This window comes from Seonamhaeicola sp. S2-3 (assembly GCF_001971785.1).
Lineage (GTDB): Bacteria > Bacteroidota > Bacteroidia > Flavobacteriales > Flavobacteriaceae > Seonamhaeicola.
The window spans coordinates 599,896-614,374 of the sequence record NZ_CP019389.1; the positions used below are offsets into that span (position 1 = coordinate 599,896).

General features: G+C 32.4%; 15 protein-coding genes. 7 read left to right on the forward strand and 8 right to left on the reverse strand.

The window, feature by feature from the left end; translation table 11 throughout:
• Nucleotides 1-40 precede the first annotated feature (40 nt).
• Entirely contained in the window at nucleotides 41-844 is an 804-nt protein-coding gene (locus BWZ22_RS02920; protein WP_076697877.1) for a YgcG family protein, read from the forward strand.
• Nucleotides 845-852: 8 nt separating this feature from the next.
• Here BWZ22_RS02920 and der read toward each other — a convergent pair whose 3' ends face one another.
• The gene (gene der, locus BWZ22_RS02925) at nucleotides 853-2,157 is read right to left on the reverse strand and encodes a ribosome biogenesis GTPase Der (protein ID WP_076697878.1); all 1,305 of its coding nucleotides are present in this window, start codon (nucleotides 2,155-2,157) and stop codon (nucleotides 853-855) included.
• A gap of 114 nt (nucleotides 2,158-2,271) precedes the next feature.
• On the opposite strand from der, the gene BWZ22_RS02930 reads away from it, so the two are divergent.
• Nucleotides 2,272-2,793 carry a GTP-binding protein gene (locus BWZ22_RS02930; RefSeq protein ID WP_076697880.1) on the forward strand — a complete coding sequence of 174 codons (522 nt, stop codon included), beginning with the start codon at nucleotides 2,272-2,274 and terminating at the stop codon, nucleotides 2,791-2,793.
• Nucleotides 2,794-2,906: 113 nt separating this feature from the next.
• Here the strand turns inward: BWZ22_RS02930 and era are convergent, their stop codons facing one another.
• The 4 genes from era to BWZ22_RS02950 form a co-directional block, all read right to left on the reverse strand.
• Nucleotides 2,907-3,791, reverse strand: coding sequence for a GTPase Era (era, locus tag BWZ22_RS02935; RefSeq protein ID WP_076697881.1), 885 nt, complete (start codon nucleotides 3,789-3,791; stop codon nucleotides 2,907-2,909).
• 112 nt (nucleotides 3,792-3,903) lie between these two features.
• Nucleotides 3,904-4,635, reverse strand: coding sequence for an FKBP-type peptidyl-prolyl cis-trans isomerase (locus BWZ22_RS02940; protein WP_076697882.1), 732 nt, complete (start codon nucleotides 4,633-4,635; stop codon nucleotides 3,904-3,906).
• Between the two features lie 110 nt (nucleotides 4,636-4,745).
• The gene (locus BWZ22_RS02945; RefSeq protein ID WP_076697883.1) at nucleotides 4,746-5,411 is read right to left on the reverse strand and encodes a bifunctional 4-hydroxy-2-oxoglutarate aldolase/2-dehydro-3-deoxy-phosphogluconate aldolase; all 666 of its coding nucleotides are present in this window, start codon (nucleotides 5,409-5,411) and stop codon (nucleotides 4,746-4,748) included.
• 82 nt (nucleotides 5,412-5,493) lie between these two features.
• Nucleotides 5,494-6,540, reverse strand: coding sequence for a sugar kinase (locus BWZ22_RS02950; RefSeq protein ID WP_076697884.1), 1,047 nt, complete (start codon nucleotides 6,538-6,540; stop codon nucleotides 5,494-5,496).
• Between the two features lie 152 nt (nucleotides 6,541-6,692).
• On the opposite strand from BWZ22_RS02950, the gene BWZ22_RS02955 reads away from it, so the two are divergent.
• Entirely contained in the window at nucleotides 6,693-7,724 is a 1,032-nt protein-coding gene (locus tag BWZ22_RS02955) for a LacI family DNA-binding transcriptional regulator (protein ID WP_076697885.1), read from the forward strand.
• A gap of 30 nt (nucleotides 7,725-7,754) precedes the next feature.
• Here the strand turns inward: BWZ22_RS02955 and manA are convergent, their stop codons facing one another.
• From manA to BWZ22_RS02970, 3 genes are all read right to left on the reverse strand, one after another.
• Complete coding sequence (manA, locus tag BWZ22_RS02960; RefSeq protein ID WP_076697887.1) at nucleotides 7,755-8,963, reverse strand: mannose-6-phosphate isomerase, class I; 1,209 nt, start codon at nucleotides 8,961-8,963, stop codon at nucleotides 7,755-7,757.
• A gap of 42 nt (nucleotides 8,964-9,005) precedes the next feature.
• Nucleotides 9,006-9,188 carry a fibronectin type III-like domain-contianing protein gene (locus tag BWZ22_RS02965; RefSeq protein WP_083692160.1) on the reverse strand — a complete coding sequence of 61 codons (183 nt, stop codon included), beginning with the start codon at nucleotides 9,186-9,188 and terminating at the stop codon, nucleotides 9,006-9,008.
• Nucleotides 9,189-9,484: 296 nt separating this feature from the next.
• Nucleotides 9,485-10,519, reverse strand: coding sequence for a LacI family DNA-binding transcriptional regulator (locus BWZ22_RS02970; protein ID WP_232225218.1), 1,035 nt, complete (start codon nucleotides 10,517-10,519; stop codon nucleotides 9,485-9,487).
• Nucleotides 10,520-10,656: 137 nt separating this feature from the next.
• Between BWZ22_RS02970 and kduI the strand changes: the two genes are divergently transcribed.
• From kduI to BWZ22_RS02990, 4 genes are all read left to right on the forward strand, one after another.
• Nucleotides 10,657-11,499, forward strand: coding sequence for a 5-dehydro-4-deoxy-D-glucuronate isomerase (gene kduI, locus BWZ22_RS02975; RefSeq protein WP_076697889.1), 843 nt, complete (start codon nucleotides 10,657-10,659; stop codon nucleotides 11,497-11,499).
• 8 nt (nucleotides 11,500-11,507) lie between these two features.
• The gene (locus BWZ22_RS02980; protein WP_076697890.1) at nucleotides 11,508-12,302 is read left to right on the forward strand and encodes a gluconate 5-dehydrogenase; all 795 of its coding nucleotides are present in this window, start codon (nucleotides 11,508-11,510) and stop codon (nucleotides 12,300-12,302) included.
• Between the two features lie 16 nt (nucleotides 12,303-12,318).
• Entirely contained in the window at nucleotides 12,319-13,494 is a 1,176-nt protein-coding gene (locus BWZ22_RS02985) for a DUF4861 family protein (protein ID WP_076697892.1), read from the forward strand.
• 574 nt (nucleotides 13,495-14,068) lie between these two features.
• Nucleotides 14,069-14,473, forward strand: a complete 405-nt coding sequence (locus tag BWZ22_RS02990) for a c-type cytochrome (RefSeq protein WP_076697893.1) — start codon at nucleotides 14,069-14,071, stop codon at nucleotides 14,471-14,473.
• Nucleotides 14,474-14,479 lie beyond the last annotated feature (6 nt).

Sequence of the window (14,479 nt, forward strand, 5' to 3'; positions counted from 1 at the left end):
CAGTATGCATTTATCTATATTCAGCAAACAGTATTTTAAAATGAAATCTATTTCTTTTACTTCAATACTTTGCTTTGCTCTTTTTTCTTTTAATCTATCTTTTGCACAGTTTGATATTCCTGATACACCAAAATTTCAAACTAGTGTTTATGATTATATTAATTTATTAACCCCTACTCAAAAAAGCAGTTTAGAACAAAAATTAATTAAATATTCTGACACTACTTCAACCCAAATTGTTGTAGCTATAATAAAAACAACACAAGGAGAAAACATAGGTTTACTTACACCAAGGTGGGCTCATAAATGGGGTATTGGACAAGAAAAAGAAGATAACGGTGTATTTGTATTACTTGCAAGAGATGATAGACAAATATGGATATCACCAGGCTATGGTGTAGAGCATAAATTAACCGCAGGTATTACGGGAGAATTAATAAGAAATGTTATAATTCCTGAATTTAAAAAAGGGGATTATTATTCTGGCTTAGATAAAGGTAGTGATGCCATTTTTAAAGTATTAAATGGCGAGTATCAAGGTAGCAGAAAATCTAATAATAATGATTTCCCTGTGGGATTCTTTATACTGTTCATTTTTATTTTCTTTATTATTCTAATTTCTATCTCAAAACGACACGGTGGAGGATCTGGTGGAAATAGAGGAAACAGGACTAATAGCACCAGTATCTTAGAAGCTATAATTCTAAGTAACATGGGGCGCTCGTCAAGCAGTGGCAGAAGTGGTTGGGGTAGCTCTGGAGGCGGATGGTCTTCTGGTGGCGGCTTTGGCGGTGGCTTCGGTGGCGGCGGTTTTTCTGGTGGTGGCGCTGGCGGAAGCTGGTAAATTACAACTTATTTCTTACGCATATAAACACTAACAGGTACTCCTGTAAAGTTAAAATGTTCTCTAAGTTTATTTTCAAGAAAACGCTTATACGGGTCTTTTACATACTGTGGTAAGTTACAAAAGAATGCAAATTGTGGTTGTGGTGTAGGCAACTGCATAACGTATTTTATTTTTACAAACTTACCTTTATATGCTGGTGGCGGATAACTTTCTATTATTGGTAACAGCACATCGTTTAGAGTACTTGTTTTTATTTTTTTAGATCGGTTTTTATATACATCAACTGCCGTTTCAATTGCTTTATAAATACGTTGTTTTGTTAAGGCTGAAATAAACACAATGGGTACATCTGTAAAGGGTTCTATTTGCTTGCGAATAAATTTTTCATACTCTTTAACAGACTTATGGTCTTTATCAACCAAATCCCATTTATTAACAAGAATAACAATACCTTTTCTATTACGTTCTGCTAACCAGAAAATGTTTTGCACTTGCCCATCAAAATTTCTAGTAGCATCAACAACAAGTAAACAAACATCGGCATGCTCAATAGCACGAACACTACGCATAACCGAATAAAACTCTAAATCTTCTTTAACTTTGGATTTACGACGAATACCCGCGGTGTCTACTAGATTAAATTCAAATCCAAAACGATTGTATTTGGTATCTATAGCATCTCTTGTAGTTCCAGCAATATCGGTAACTATGTATCTATCTTCTCCTATTAAAGCATTTATAAACGAAGATTTACCAGCGTTAGGACGACCAACAACTGCAAACCTTGGTAGCTCCTCTTCTTCAACTTCTTCTTTTTCTGGTAAAGCCTCAACTAAGGCATCTAACAATTCTCCTGTTCCACTACCGTTAATGCTGGCAATAGTATAATAATCTCCTAACCCTAATGAATAAAACTCAACAGCATCTTCGGCTCTTTTAGCATTATCAACTTTGTTTACTACTAAAAATACTGGTTTGTTTACCCTTCGTAGCAGTTTCGCAACATCTTCATCCATTCCTGTAACCCCTGTTTCCACATCTACCATAAAAATAATGGCATCGGCTTCATCAATAGCTAATTCTACTTGCTTATCAATTTCGGCTTCAAAAATATCATCGCTACCAACAACATATCCTCCAGTATCAATTAAAGAAAATTCTTTTCCGTTCCAATCACTTTTACCATAATGACGGTCTCTAGTAACCCCACTTACAGCATCAACAATGGCTTCACGTCTTTGGATTAAACGATTAAAAAATGTTGATTTCCCTACATTTGGTCTTCCTACAATTGCTACTATATTACTCATATACTTAAAAGATTTGAGTTTCTGTTTGAAACATTTTGCAAAAGTACATCTTTTTAGAGACTATTACTGTTTAAATAAAAAATAGTACTTTAACAATATTAAACTACCAACTAAATGCCAACCAGTAACAACATAGTTTTACGCCCTAGATTTAAAAAAAAACTTAATAAAAATAACGAAGTTCTATTAAAAGCTTTTGAAAATGCTAAAAAAGAATATTCTGAATTTGTTGTTACTAGATTAGATAATCATGTTTTTATAAAATTTCCTAAAAAAGACCAACAGTTTTGGACACCTCAACTTCATTTAGAAATTGATGAAATAGATAATAACACAAGTCTTTTATACGGATTGTTTGGTCCTAACCCAACAGTTTGGACTATGTTTATGTTTTTACACTTTATTGTAGCATGTTTATTTATTGGGTTTGGTATTTGGGCATATACCAATTGGAAACTAGATAGTGATTATATAATACAAATTTGTATTATGGTTTTAATGGTAGTTATTTGGTTTACCCTATACTTTGCAGGAAGCATTGGTAAAAACTCTAATAAAAATGAAATGCATAAACTTAATGATTTTATGAACCAGATACTAAAAAAAGAAAAAGCCTTAACTAAAGAACTTAACTAAGACTTTTTATAACTAAACTAACTAACTCAAAAAGCTTAACAAATTTTGATGGTACAAATGTATTTTACAAATGTAAAGTTACAGTTACTTAAACATAAAGTAATGATTAGCTTTTAGTTGTTATTGTAACCAAAACGTTTTAGTTGGTTTTGGTTACTACGCCAGTTCTTATTTACTTTTACATAGAGCTCTAAGTGAATTTGTTTCCCGAAGAATTTTTCTAAATCTTTTCTAGCTTCAACCCCTACACGTTTTAAAGCACTTCCTTTATGACCTATGATAATTCCTTTTTGTGTTTCGCGTTCAACCATAATAACTGACCGAATTCTAATAATATTTTCTTCTTCATGAAACTCTTCGGTCTCTACCTCAACAGCATAAGGTATTTCTTTTTTATAGTGAAGTAGAATTTTTTCTCTTATGCTTTCGTTTATAAAAAAACGCTCTGGTTTATCTGTTAATTGATCTTTTGGGTAAAATGGAGGCGACTCTGGAAGCAACTCTATAATTCTATTAAATACTTCTTTTACATTAAAGCCAGTTAATGCTGAAATTGGAAAAAACTCTGCATTTGGTACTTTTTTTTGCCACAATTCGGCTTGTTCTTCTAGTTGTTCTTGATTAGAGTTATCAATTTTATTAAGCAGTAATAGAACAGGTATTTTTGAATTAGTTATTTTCTTAAAAAATGCTTCGTCTTTAAGTTCTTTTTCTCCAATTTCAACCATATAAATTAATATATCGGCATCTTCAAAAGCAGATTTAACAAAGTCCATCATAGAGGCCTGCAACTCATAGGCTGGTTTTATAATTCCTGGGGTATCACTTATTAATACTTGAAAATCATCGCCATTTACAATACCTAAAATACGATGTCTGGTAGTTTGAGCTTTAGATGTTATTATTGATAATTTTTCACCAACAAAAGCATTCATTAATGTTGATTTACCAACATTTGGGTTGCCTATAATATTTACAAAACCTGCTTTATGACTCATGTTTATATTTTTTGCAAAGTTACAACCTTGATTACTTTATTACACTATAATAGCACAAACAAAAAAAGCAGGAAGAAAACTTCCTGCTTTTAAAAATTTATTTTGAATAGTTTTATTTAACTATTTCTAATAATTCTACTTCAAACACTAATGGAGAGAATGGTTTAATGTGTTGTCCTTTTTGTTGATAACCGTATGCTAATTCTTGTGGGATAAAGAATTTATATTTAGACCCTACAGACATTAACTGTAAACCTTCTGTCCATCCTTTAATTACTTGCCCCACTCCAAATGTAGCTGGTTCACCTCTATCAACAGAGCTATCAAACACAGTACCATCAAATAATGTACCGTGGTAGTGTACTTTAACTCTATCTGTAGGTGTTGGTTTTTCACCATCTCCTTCTTTTAAAACAATATATTGTAAACCACTTTCTGTAGTTTGCACACCTTCTTTAGAAATATTTTCTGCCATTAATTTTTCTCCAGCGGCTTTTAAATCTCCATATTGCTCTTCTGCTTTTTGTTTAGCTTCAGCTTGTTGTTTTTCAAACTGTTCTTGTTGTTTTTTCTGCATGTAAGTTCTAATAATACCTTGAACTGCTGCTTGATCTATTTTAACTTCTGCTGAATCAATAACATTTCTGTAACCTTGAAAGAAAAGATCATGATCAAACTCATTGGCATCAAAACTAACACCAACATTTCTAGCTACATCCATACCAATGGCATAACTTAGCGAATCTGCTTGTGTTTTTAAAGGCTTATTTTGTGCTCCATTTTGATTACATGATACTACTAATAAAGCCAATGCAAAAAGGCTTAAAACTTTTTCTATTTTCATTATTTAAATTGTTTGATGTTTTATGTGATGCGAATTAACGAATTTATGTTCAGAATAAAAAAAAAGAGCCCCAATAAATTGAGGCTCTTGTTAATCAAACCATATGTATGCTACCTAACAGATTTTACAATTGCTAAAGCATTTCTAACATCTTGTTCTAATTTAGCATAGTCTTTATTTGCAATAATTTCTTTAGAAATTAATTTAGACCCCATACCTACACAGGTTACTCCAGCATCAAACCAAGCTTTTAGGTTTTCTTCTGTTGGAGCAACACCGCCTGTTGGCATAATAGATGTCCATTGTTGTGGTCCTTTTATACCTTTAACAAATTGTGGTCCGTAAATATCACCAGGGAATAATTTTACAATTTCACACCCTAACTCTTCAGCTCTTGTAATTTCGGTTAATGTACCACAACCTGGAGACCAAAGTACTTTTCTTCTGTTACAAACAATTGCAATATCTTCTCTTAATACTGGAGTTACTATAAAGTTAGCTCCTAAAGCCATATATAGTGATGCTTGTGCTGCATCTGTTACAGAACCTACCCCCATAATCATACCAGGTAATTCTGCTATGGCATATTTGGTTAACTCACCAAAAACTTCATGAGCAAAATCGCCACGAGCGGTAAATTCCATTAAGCGTGCACCACCATCATAACATGCTTTTAATACTTTTTTGCTTAATTCTATATCATTGTGGAAAAATAAAGGAATCATTCCTGTATCTTTCATTGCCTGAGCAACTTCTAATCTTGTAAATTGTGCCATTTTTTTAATATTTATTCGTTTATTTTTTTAACTGTTGAATCGATTACACAAATCAACAATTAAAGGTTTAAACATTTTATAATTATCTAGCTACACGCCCTGAAGCGTCACCACCCATTAATTTTTCAACTTCTGCAACAGTTACTAAGTTAGCATCACCCTTAATTGTGTGTTTTAAACAAGAAGCAGCTACAGCAAAATCTAATGCATTTTGATCATCTTCTGGGTATTTTAATAATCCGTAAATTAATCCTCCCATAAAAGAATCTCCACCACCTACTCTATCAACAATATCGGTAATTTGGTATTGGCGTGTTTCGTATAATTTTTTACCATCATATAAAACACCAGCCCATGTGTTATGAGAAGCAGAAATAGAACCTCTTAAAGTTGTAATAACCTTTTTAGCTCTTGGGAATTTCTCCATCATTTGTTGACAAACAGATAAAAATGCTTCGGCTTTCACATTATGTCCTTCTGTTTGCACACTAATTCCTTCTGGCTTAATACCAAAGTGCATTTCTGCATCTTCTTCGTTCCCTAAAACAATATCACAGTAAGATGTTAACTCTGTCATGATAGCTTCTCTATGAGCAGCATCACAATATTTCCAAAGTTTTGCACGGTAATTTAAATCTGTAGAAATGGTAATACCTTTAGCACTAGCAGCTTTTACAGCTTCTAAACAAACATCTGCAGCTCCTTGTGAAATTGCTGGTGTAATACCTGTCCAGTGAAACCATTCAACACCTTCAAAAACAGCATCCCAATCAATCATTCCAGACTCAATTTCAGACATTGCAGAATGTGCTCTATCATATACAACTTTACTACCACGAGATACGGCACCAGTTTCTAAAAAGTAAATACCTAAACGGTCTCCACCCCAAACAATTTTATCTACACCAACACCTCTTTTACGCATTTCCATCATAGCACACTCACCAATATCATTTTTTGGTAAACGTGTTACAAAATCTACATCTACACCATAGTTAGCTAAAGAAACAGCTACGTTAGACTCACCTCCACCATAAACAACATCAAAATTATTTGCTTGTGAAAATCTTAAAAACCCTTGTGGAGCTAATCTTAACATGATTTCTCCAAATGTGACTACTTTACTCATTTTTTAATTCTTATTTTAACATTAATTAGTTTGCTTAAACGTTTAAGCAGTATTTTAAAAATAAATCAAAACACAATATATAGATAAGGGGTTTTGATTATAGGTAGCAATACAATATATTTGCTTAATCGTTTAAGCAAATATATAAAAAATTGGCAAACAAAAAAAAAGCTACTATAAAAGATATTGCAAATGTATTAAATATCTCTCCTGCTGCAGTTTCTAAAGCACTTCATGACGATTCCAGAATTAGTGAAAAAACTAAGAAAGCCGTTAAGCAGGTTGCTAAAAATTTAAACTATCAGCCCAATCATTTAGCTAGTGCTTTAAGAAAAGGAAAAAGCAATTTGGTTGGTGTTATTGTTCCTAGAACCAATAGTAATTTTTTTTCATCGGTCATTCAAAGTATTGAGGAGGTTTTAAATAAAGAAGGGTATAATATTATTATTACCCAATCAAACGAATCTTATAAAAAAGAATGTGATAATATAGATGCTTTGCTATTTACACAGGTTGATGGTATAATTGCTTCTATGGCCAATGAAACGGTTAAGTTAGATTATTACAAAAAGGTTAAATCTAAAGGTATTCCGCTTATTTTATTTGACCGTGGTGAAAACGATTTGAACGTAGATTACATAGGTATTAATGACTATGAAAGTAGCCACATGATTATTGAACATTTGGTCAATCAAGGTTGTAAAAGAATTGCCCATATTGGCGGGTTTAAACGTACTAGAATTTTTAACAACAGAATTAAAGGCTACATTGATGCTATTAAAAAACATAACCTACCGCTAGAAGATGAATTGTTGATTGAAAGTAGCTTAACTATTGAAGACGGAAGAGCTAAAATGCAACAACTTTTAAACTTAAAAAATAAACCAGATGCCGTATATGTTGCTGGTGATTATGCAGCTTTAGGAGCTTTACAAGTATTAAATGAAAATAAAATTAATATCCCACAAGAAATGGCATTGGTTGGTTTTGGAGACGAACCTTTTACAGCTCTAATTAAGCCTTCTATTTCGAGCATAAACCAGCATAGTAAAGAAATAGGAAGACTTGCGGCCTTAACTTTTTTAGAACACATGAAAAAAGATGTTGTAAAACAATCTCTTAACAAGAAAATTTTAGATGCTAAATTGGTTGTAAGAGATTCGTCTGCTATATCTAACAACTAAGAGTATTTATCTCTATTTTATCAAGTTGAATTACACTTCTGGTGCTGTAGCCTTAAAAATTATAGCTGAAGATTTAGCTGTTATAACATACTTACAGCTAGCTAAAATTAAAGCAGATTTTCCTTTACTTAAGCTAATAACATTCTCTTTTTCTTCAGACAACTCAACACCTCCTTCTAAAACCATTAAAATTTGTGCACTGCTTGATGTTGAAGTATAAACATCATTGTTTGAAAGCTTTATTTGACTCAACTCAAAATCTGGTGCGGGACTTTTATATATGCGTTCTAGACCGTCAGATTGCGCTTCTCCTTTTAATATATTTGGGACTGTAGCTTCAAAAGTTACGTGCTTTAATAATTCAGGCACATCAACATGTTTTGGTGTTAAACCACCTCTTAATACATTATCAGAATTAGCCATAAGCTCCATATTCTGTCCTTCTAAATAAGCATGTGGAATTCCTGCATCTTGAAACACCGCTTCCCCTTTTTCAACTTTAACAATATTAAAGAAGTAAATAGAGTAAATTCCTTTATCGATAGCTTCGTCATCACTTGTATATATAGCTTTTGCTGCCCAATAAGCTGGATCTGATTTACTTAATTCGCCTTTTTTATAAAGCGGTAATATTCTATCTACCAAAGGTTTTAAAATTCTGTTAGTCTCTTCTTCTGTTTGCTCCATTACTGTACGGTACAGACCTAAATAACCCTCGGTATCAAAAACTGGTAAAAACTCAGTAAATTCAGGTACAGAATTAAGCACCTTTCTTAATTTATCTTCAGTTAAAAAACCATGAAGCAACCAAAACTCACTTAAAGCTACCATAATTTCAGGTTTATGGTTATCATCTTTATAGTTTCTGTGAGGAGCTGTTAGTGGAATTCCTAGTTCATTTTCGCGTTTAAATCCTTTTTCGGCTTCCGCTTTAGTTGGGTGTACTTGTATGGATAACATATCATTTACATCAAGTACTTTAAACAAAAATGGGAGTCTGCCAAATTGGTTTGCAACCTTTGTACCTAAACTTTCTTCTAGGTTATTATTTAAAAAAGTATCTAAATTAACTGAACCCGTTTCACTCTTTACAACTGAGGGCGCATTTACATGAGCTCCCAACCAATATTCAGCATATGGTTTATTTTCTGGTGTTATTCCTAATAAATTTGGAATATATTGTTTACCTCCCCATGCATAATTTTGAATCTTCCCTTTTAGAGCAAAAATCTTTGTCATAATTGTTAATTATTTTACTTTTTAAATGTTTAATAAGTTAGTCTATTTATCTACGGCTACCACTTCAAAGCGCTTTTTAAGTTTTATATCTTTGGAAGAACTTCCTACTAAAACCTCAAAAAAACCGGGTTCAACCGTCCAATTCATATTTTTGTCAAAAATAGCTAAATCGTCTGGGTGAAGTGTAAAATTAATAGTTTTTGTTTCACCAGGTTTTAAAGGCACTCTTTCAAAACCTCTAAGTACAGATTCATAACAATTTCATTATCAGCTCTATTACCTGTGTTTTCTTACATATTATAGGTTAGCATTCCTCAAATACTCCTTCTATTATTAATTACTATTGGTTGATCTATTACTTGACATTAATAAAGGAGACTCAATGATTATTTAGAATATTACGTAACCAAGTTCTCGATGTTAATCATACAAGCTTTATTTAACAGACTTAAATTAACAAAAAATAGAACTATTATGATGAGATTTTAAAAAATTCTGTGAAAGCTAAAGTTTGATTATTACTATAAAAATCTAGCCACTGTTTTTTTTGACGAATTTCTTTCTATTAAGCTTGTAGCCAAGGTAATGGTTTGCCCTTTATCTGGTATTTCTTTTTTCACAATGTATTCTAATAATAAACGTGTTGCTATTTCACCAATTTCAAAACCAGACTGGTCTATAGTTGTTAATGATGGCTCTATAACGGTTGAAATAGGTTCATTACTAAAACCTACAATAGCAATATCTTCTGGTATGCTAATTTTTTGCTCTTTAATACATTTCATAGCCCCAATAGCTGCTACATCATTTGCAGAAAAAACCCCATCTATAGCTTGTTTACTACTTAAAATATTTTGCATATTATTATAACCATCTTGCTCCATTAACCTAGAGGTAACAACCAATTCTTTTTTAAATGGAATATTGTGTTTTTCAAGTGCAGCTTTATAACCGTTAAATCTGTTTCTATAAATCTCTAATTCTTGAGGCCCCGAAAAATGCACAATATTTCTACAACCTTTAATTATTAAATGTTCTGTGGCATCAAATCCTCCCTTAAAATCATCAATAAGCACATTACTATACCCTGGGATATCACAATGCCTATCAAAAAACACAAGCGGAATATTGCTTTTTTTTGCTACTTCTAAATGATTATAGTTTAAAGTTTCCATTGAAACCGAAATTAACAACCCATCTACCCTATTTGCTACCAACCCATCAATTATTTTTTTTTCGCGTTCAAATTGTTCTAAAGATTGACAGATTATAACATTATAACCAGCCAAATAAGCAGTTTCTTCAATACCTTGAATTGCTGATGAAAAAAAATGCCGTGATATTCTAGGAACCACCACCCCTATAGTATTAGTTACATTTTTTCGCAAATTAGAAGCCAGCATATTACGCTGATATCCTAATTCTTGAGCCTTTGCCAAAATTTTAGCTTTAGTACTTTTTGTTACTCGCGGACTATCATTTAAAGCTCTAGAAACTGTAGAACTATTAATACCTAAAACTTTAGCAATGTCGTGTATTGTTGGCTTATTATTCAAAATTCAAGTTAAAAAGTTTAGTTTTATGCTTACAAATATAACAAAATACAATCGATTGTATTTAAATATTTTTTCATATATTTACACAGTTTTTTTCTTATCAAAATTTGAATTAAAATTTATAAAAGTTAAATATCATGAAAAACAATTATGAAGTAAGATACGCAGCATCACCGCAAGATGTTAAATCATACGACACAACTAGATTAAGAGACGAATTTTTAATCGATAACCTTATGGAACCAGACCAAGTAAACTTGGTTTATTCTCATTACGACCGTTTTATTACTGGCAGCGCGGTTCCTACAAAATCTTCTTTAAAATTAGAAGCTATTGATCCGCTAAAAGCAGATTACTTTCTTGAAAGACGTGAATTAGGTATTATAAACATTGGAGGGTCTGGTACAGTTACTGTTGATGGTACTGAGTATGAACTAGACAACAGAGAAGCTTTATATGTTGGTAGAGGTAATAAAGAAGTTACTTTTTCTAGCAAATCGGCTAACGAGCCTGCGTTGTTTTACTTAAACTCTACACCTGCTCATAAAGAATACCCTAATAAAAAAATAGGAATTAATGACGTTGAAGTTGTTCAATTAGGAGCGCCAGAAACTGCAAACGCAAGAACCCTAAGAAAATATATTGTAAACAGCGTTGTAGATGTTTGCCAATTACAAATGGGTATGACAGAATTAAAAACTGGAAGCGTATGGAACACCATGCCAGCACACGTGCATGACAGAAGAATGGAAGTATATTTCTATTTTGATGTACCAGAAGATCAAGCTGTATGTCATTTTATGGGGCAACCTCAAGAAACCAGACATATCTGGATGCAAAACCATCAAGCTGTAATTTCTCCAGCATGGTCTATACACTCTGGTTCTGGTACCAGCAACTATACCTTTATCTGGGGAATGGCCGGTGAAAACTTAGACTACGGCGATATGGATCATTGTAAAATAAACGAACTAAAATAATAAAAATTATGTCTATTAATTTATTTGATTTAACAGGTAAAGTAGCTCTTGTAACTGGTGGCACCCACGGTTTAGGACAAGCCATGGCTACTGGTTTAGGAAATGCTGGAGCTACCTTGGTTATAAATGGGGCTTCTTCTCAGGAAAAATTAGACAAAGCCGTAGCACACTACCAATCTTTGGGCATTAAAGCTTCTGGATATCTTTTCGATGTTACTAACGAAGAACAGGTTATTAAAAATATCGCAGCTATAGAAAAAGAAGTTGGAAACATTGACATTCTTGTAAACAATGCCGGAATCATCAAAAGGATTCCTCTTGAGGACATGGAAGTGGCCGACTTTGAGCAAGTTATTAAGGTCGATTTGGTAAGCCCTTTTATTATGTCTAAACATGTTGTTAAAGGCATGATAAAAAGAAAAGCTGGCAAAATTATTAACATCTGCTCTATGATGAGTGAATTGGGAAGAAACACCGTTGGTGCCTATGCCGCAGCAAAGGGTGGTCTAAAAATGCTTACCCAAAACATGGCTACAGAATGGGCAAAACACAATATACAAATCAATGGTATTGGTCCTGGTTACTTTGCTACCAGCCAAACGGCTCCTATTCGTGTAGATGGCCATCCATTTAACGATTTTATTATTAACAGAACTCCTGCTGCTCGTTGGGGAGACCCTAACGATTTACAAGGTGCTGCCGTATTTTTAAGTTCAAAAGCAAGCGACTTTGTTAACGGACAAGTAATATATGTAGATGGTGGTATTCTTGCAACTATTGGAAAACCTTCAAACGAAGACTAATTAAATTCAATATATTATGAATAAAACCTTATGGGTAGCATGCCTAATGTGTGCCGTATTTTTTTCTTCTTGTAATCAAAAAGAAAATTTAAAATCTATTGTAGTTAAAAATACCCTAGATTTTGAAAGAACTTCTGAAACTGTTGAGTTAACTAAATCGTTTTTAAAGGTTGAAGACCTAAACACTATTGGCATTAAAGATGCTGAAAGTGGCGAATTACAAGTTACTCAAACTGTAGATAATGATGGCGATGGCATTATGGATGAAATTTTATTTCAACCTGTAATTGCTGCTAATTCTGAAAAAACTTTCAACATAGTAACAATTACTGAAGCCCAAAAGCCAAAAGCCGATACGCTTTGTTATTCTAGGTTTGTACCAGAACGTACAGATGATTATACTTGGGAAAACAACAAAGTAGCTTTTCGTGTTTATGGCCCTGTAGCTCAAAAAATGGTTGAAGATGGCACACCTGGAGGCACACTATCTAGCGGTGTTGATGCTTGGTTAAAAAAAGTAGAATACCCTATTATAAATAATTGGTATAAAAAAAATAGCGAAAAACCAGGTGCTTACCATAAGCCTTCACCTGAAGGTTTAGATAATTTCCACGTAGGAATTAGTAGAGGCGTTGGCGGCATTGCTGTAAAGCAAGACACTACTTATTATTTCTCTAAAAATTATACCAAATGGCGTACCATTACAACTGGTCCTATTCGTACCAGTTTTTATTTAGAATACGCATCTTGGGATGCTGGTGGTAAAACCATTAAAGAATCTAAAGTTATTAGTTTAGATTTAGGTAGTAATCTATCTAAGTTTACTACTCATATTGAAGGCACAGATACTATTTCGGCTGGATTAACTTTACACGAAAAAGATGGCAATATTACAGGTAATAAAGAAAACGGTTGGGTTAGCTATTGGCAACCACATGCCGACTCTGAATTAGGAACTGCCATTGTTGCACCAGAACATACCTTTATAGATTTTGAAACTTATAATACCAATGCAAAAGATTTAAGCAATGCATATGCTCATTTAAAAGTTAACAATAATGAGGTTATATACTATGCTGGTTTTGCTTGGAAAGAAGCTAATCAATATACAACACCTACTGAATGGGAGAACTACTTAAATAAGTTCTCTAAGCAAATAAACAACCCATTAAAAGTTAGTTTAAATGAGTAGATTTAAGCTATAAATTTAATAAACAAAAAACCAAGATTGAAATTATTCAATCTTGGTTTTTTTTAGTACTAATTTTTATTATACAAATTGTAAGCTAAAGTTAGTAATAAAAGCATTAGTTATATCATAAGATTTTATTAACTAATTCAAACAAACCACAAACTCCTACATCAGCAGCCGACGCATCTTTTTGCCTCTTGAAATTTAAGAAGTATCAAATACCTACTTCTGCTAACTTCCTACAGTAACCAACTAATTTTAAAAGGCTTCTAAATAATGCTTTATTAATTGTTTCTCTGTAAACCTTATAGTTCAAAACTCACTATCAAATTAAAACCTATAAAATCTCACTTTATGTAACCTTCTTTCTTTAGAATTCATTGGAAAGCCATCAACTATTCTCGATGGTTTTGTAAATTCTTTTACTTTAGTAACCGCAGCTGTTTTTTTATATCATCTCTTAAATGTAACCCAAGTCACTTTTAGTTAATTACTTTTATTATAATTTTAAAAATTATTACCTTATTAAACACTAATTAATTGAATTAAATAATTCAAAAAGCATCATTTTTAAATGAATAAATTATTTACAATACTATTATTTACAGGATTAATTTTCAGTTGTAACAACTCAAAAAAAGAGAAACCATCGGCTTTTGATACTCAAAATAAGGCTAATAATCACCCTGGAAAAAAACTAATGGAAACCAACTGCTATTTATGTCACAACCCCACAGCTAGCAACCAAGATAGAGTTGGACCTCCTATGATTGCAATTAAAGAACAATACAAGGTAAATAATATTTCTAAAGAAGATTTTATAAAATCTATTCAAGATTGGGTAAAAAACCCTATTTCAGAAAATGCTAAAATGCCTAATGAGGTAAAACGTTTTGGGGTGATGCCTAAACAATATTATCCAGAAAAAACCATAGCACAAATAGCCGAATATTTGTATGATTGTATTATACTGAAATAGGTTGAC

What these genes read in the sequence shown, in the direction of transcription:
- BWZ22_RS02940 (WP_076697882.1), bottom strand. Translation starts at nt 4,635, where the DNA reads ATGAAAATAGAAAAAGTTTTAAGCCTTTTTGCATTGGCTTTATTAGTA.
- BWZ22_RS02920 (WP_076697877.1), top strand. Translation starts at nt 41, where the DNA reads ATGAAATCTATTTCTTTTACTTCAATACTTTGCTTTGCTCTTTTTTCT.
- BWZ22_RS02990 (WP_076697893.1), top strand. Translation starts at nt 14,069, where the DNA reads ATGAATAAATTATTTACAATACTATTATTTACAGGATTAATTTTCAGT.
- BWZ22_RS02980 (WP_076697890.1), top strand. Translation starts at nt 11,508, where the DNA reads ATGTCTATTAATTTATTTGATTTAACAGGTAAAGTAGCTCTTGTAACT.
- BWZ22_RS02945 (WP_076697883.1), bottom strand. Translation starts at nt 5,411, where the DNA reads ATGGCACAATTTACAAGATTAGAAGTTGCTCAGGCAATGAAAGATACA.
- BWZ22_RS02950 (WP_076697884.1), bottom strand. Translation starts at nt 6,540, where the DNA reads ATGAGTAAAGTAGTCACATTTGGAGAAATCATGTTAAGATTAGCTCCA.
- BWZ22_RS02930 (WP_076697880.1), top strand. Translation starts at nt 2,272, where the DNA reads ATGCCAACCAGTAACAACATAGTTTTACGCCCTAGATTTAAAAAAAAA.
- era (WP_076697881.1), bottom strand. Translation starts at nt 3,791, where the DNA reads ATGAGTCATAAAGCAGGTTTTGTAAATATTATAGGCAACCCAAATGTT.
- kduI (WP_076697889.1), top strand. Translation starts at nt 10,657, where the DNA reads ATGAAAAACAATTATGAAGTAAGATACGCAGCATCACCGCAAGATGTT.
- manA (WP_076697887.1), bottom strand. Translation starts at nt 8,963, where the DNA reads ATGACAAAGATTTTTGCTCTAAAAGGGAAGATTCAAAATTATGCATGG.
- der (WP_076697878.1), bottom strand. Translation starts at nt 2,157, where the DNA reads ATGAGTAATATAGTAGCAATTGTAGGAAGACCAAATGTAGGGAAATCA.
- BWZ22_RS02985 (WP_076697892.1), top strand. Translation starts at nt 12,319, where the DNA reads ATGAATAAAACCTTATGGGTAGCATGCCTAATGTGTGCCGTATTTTTT.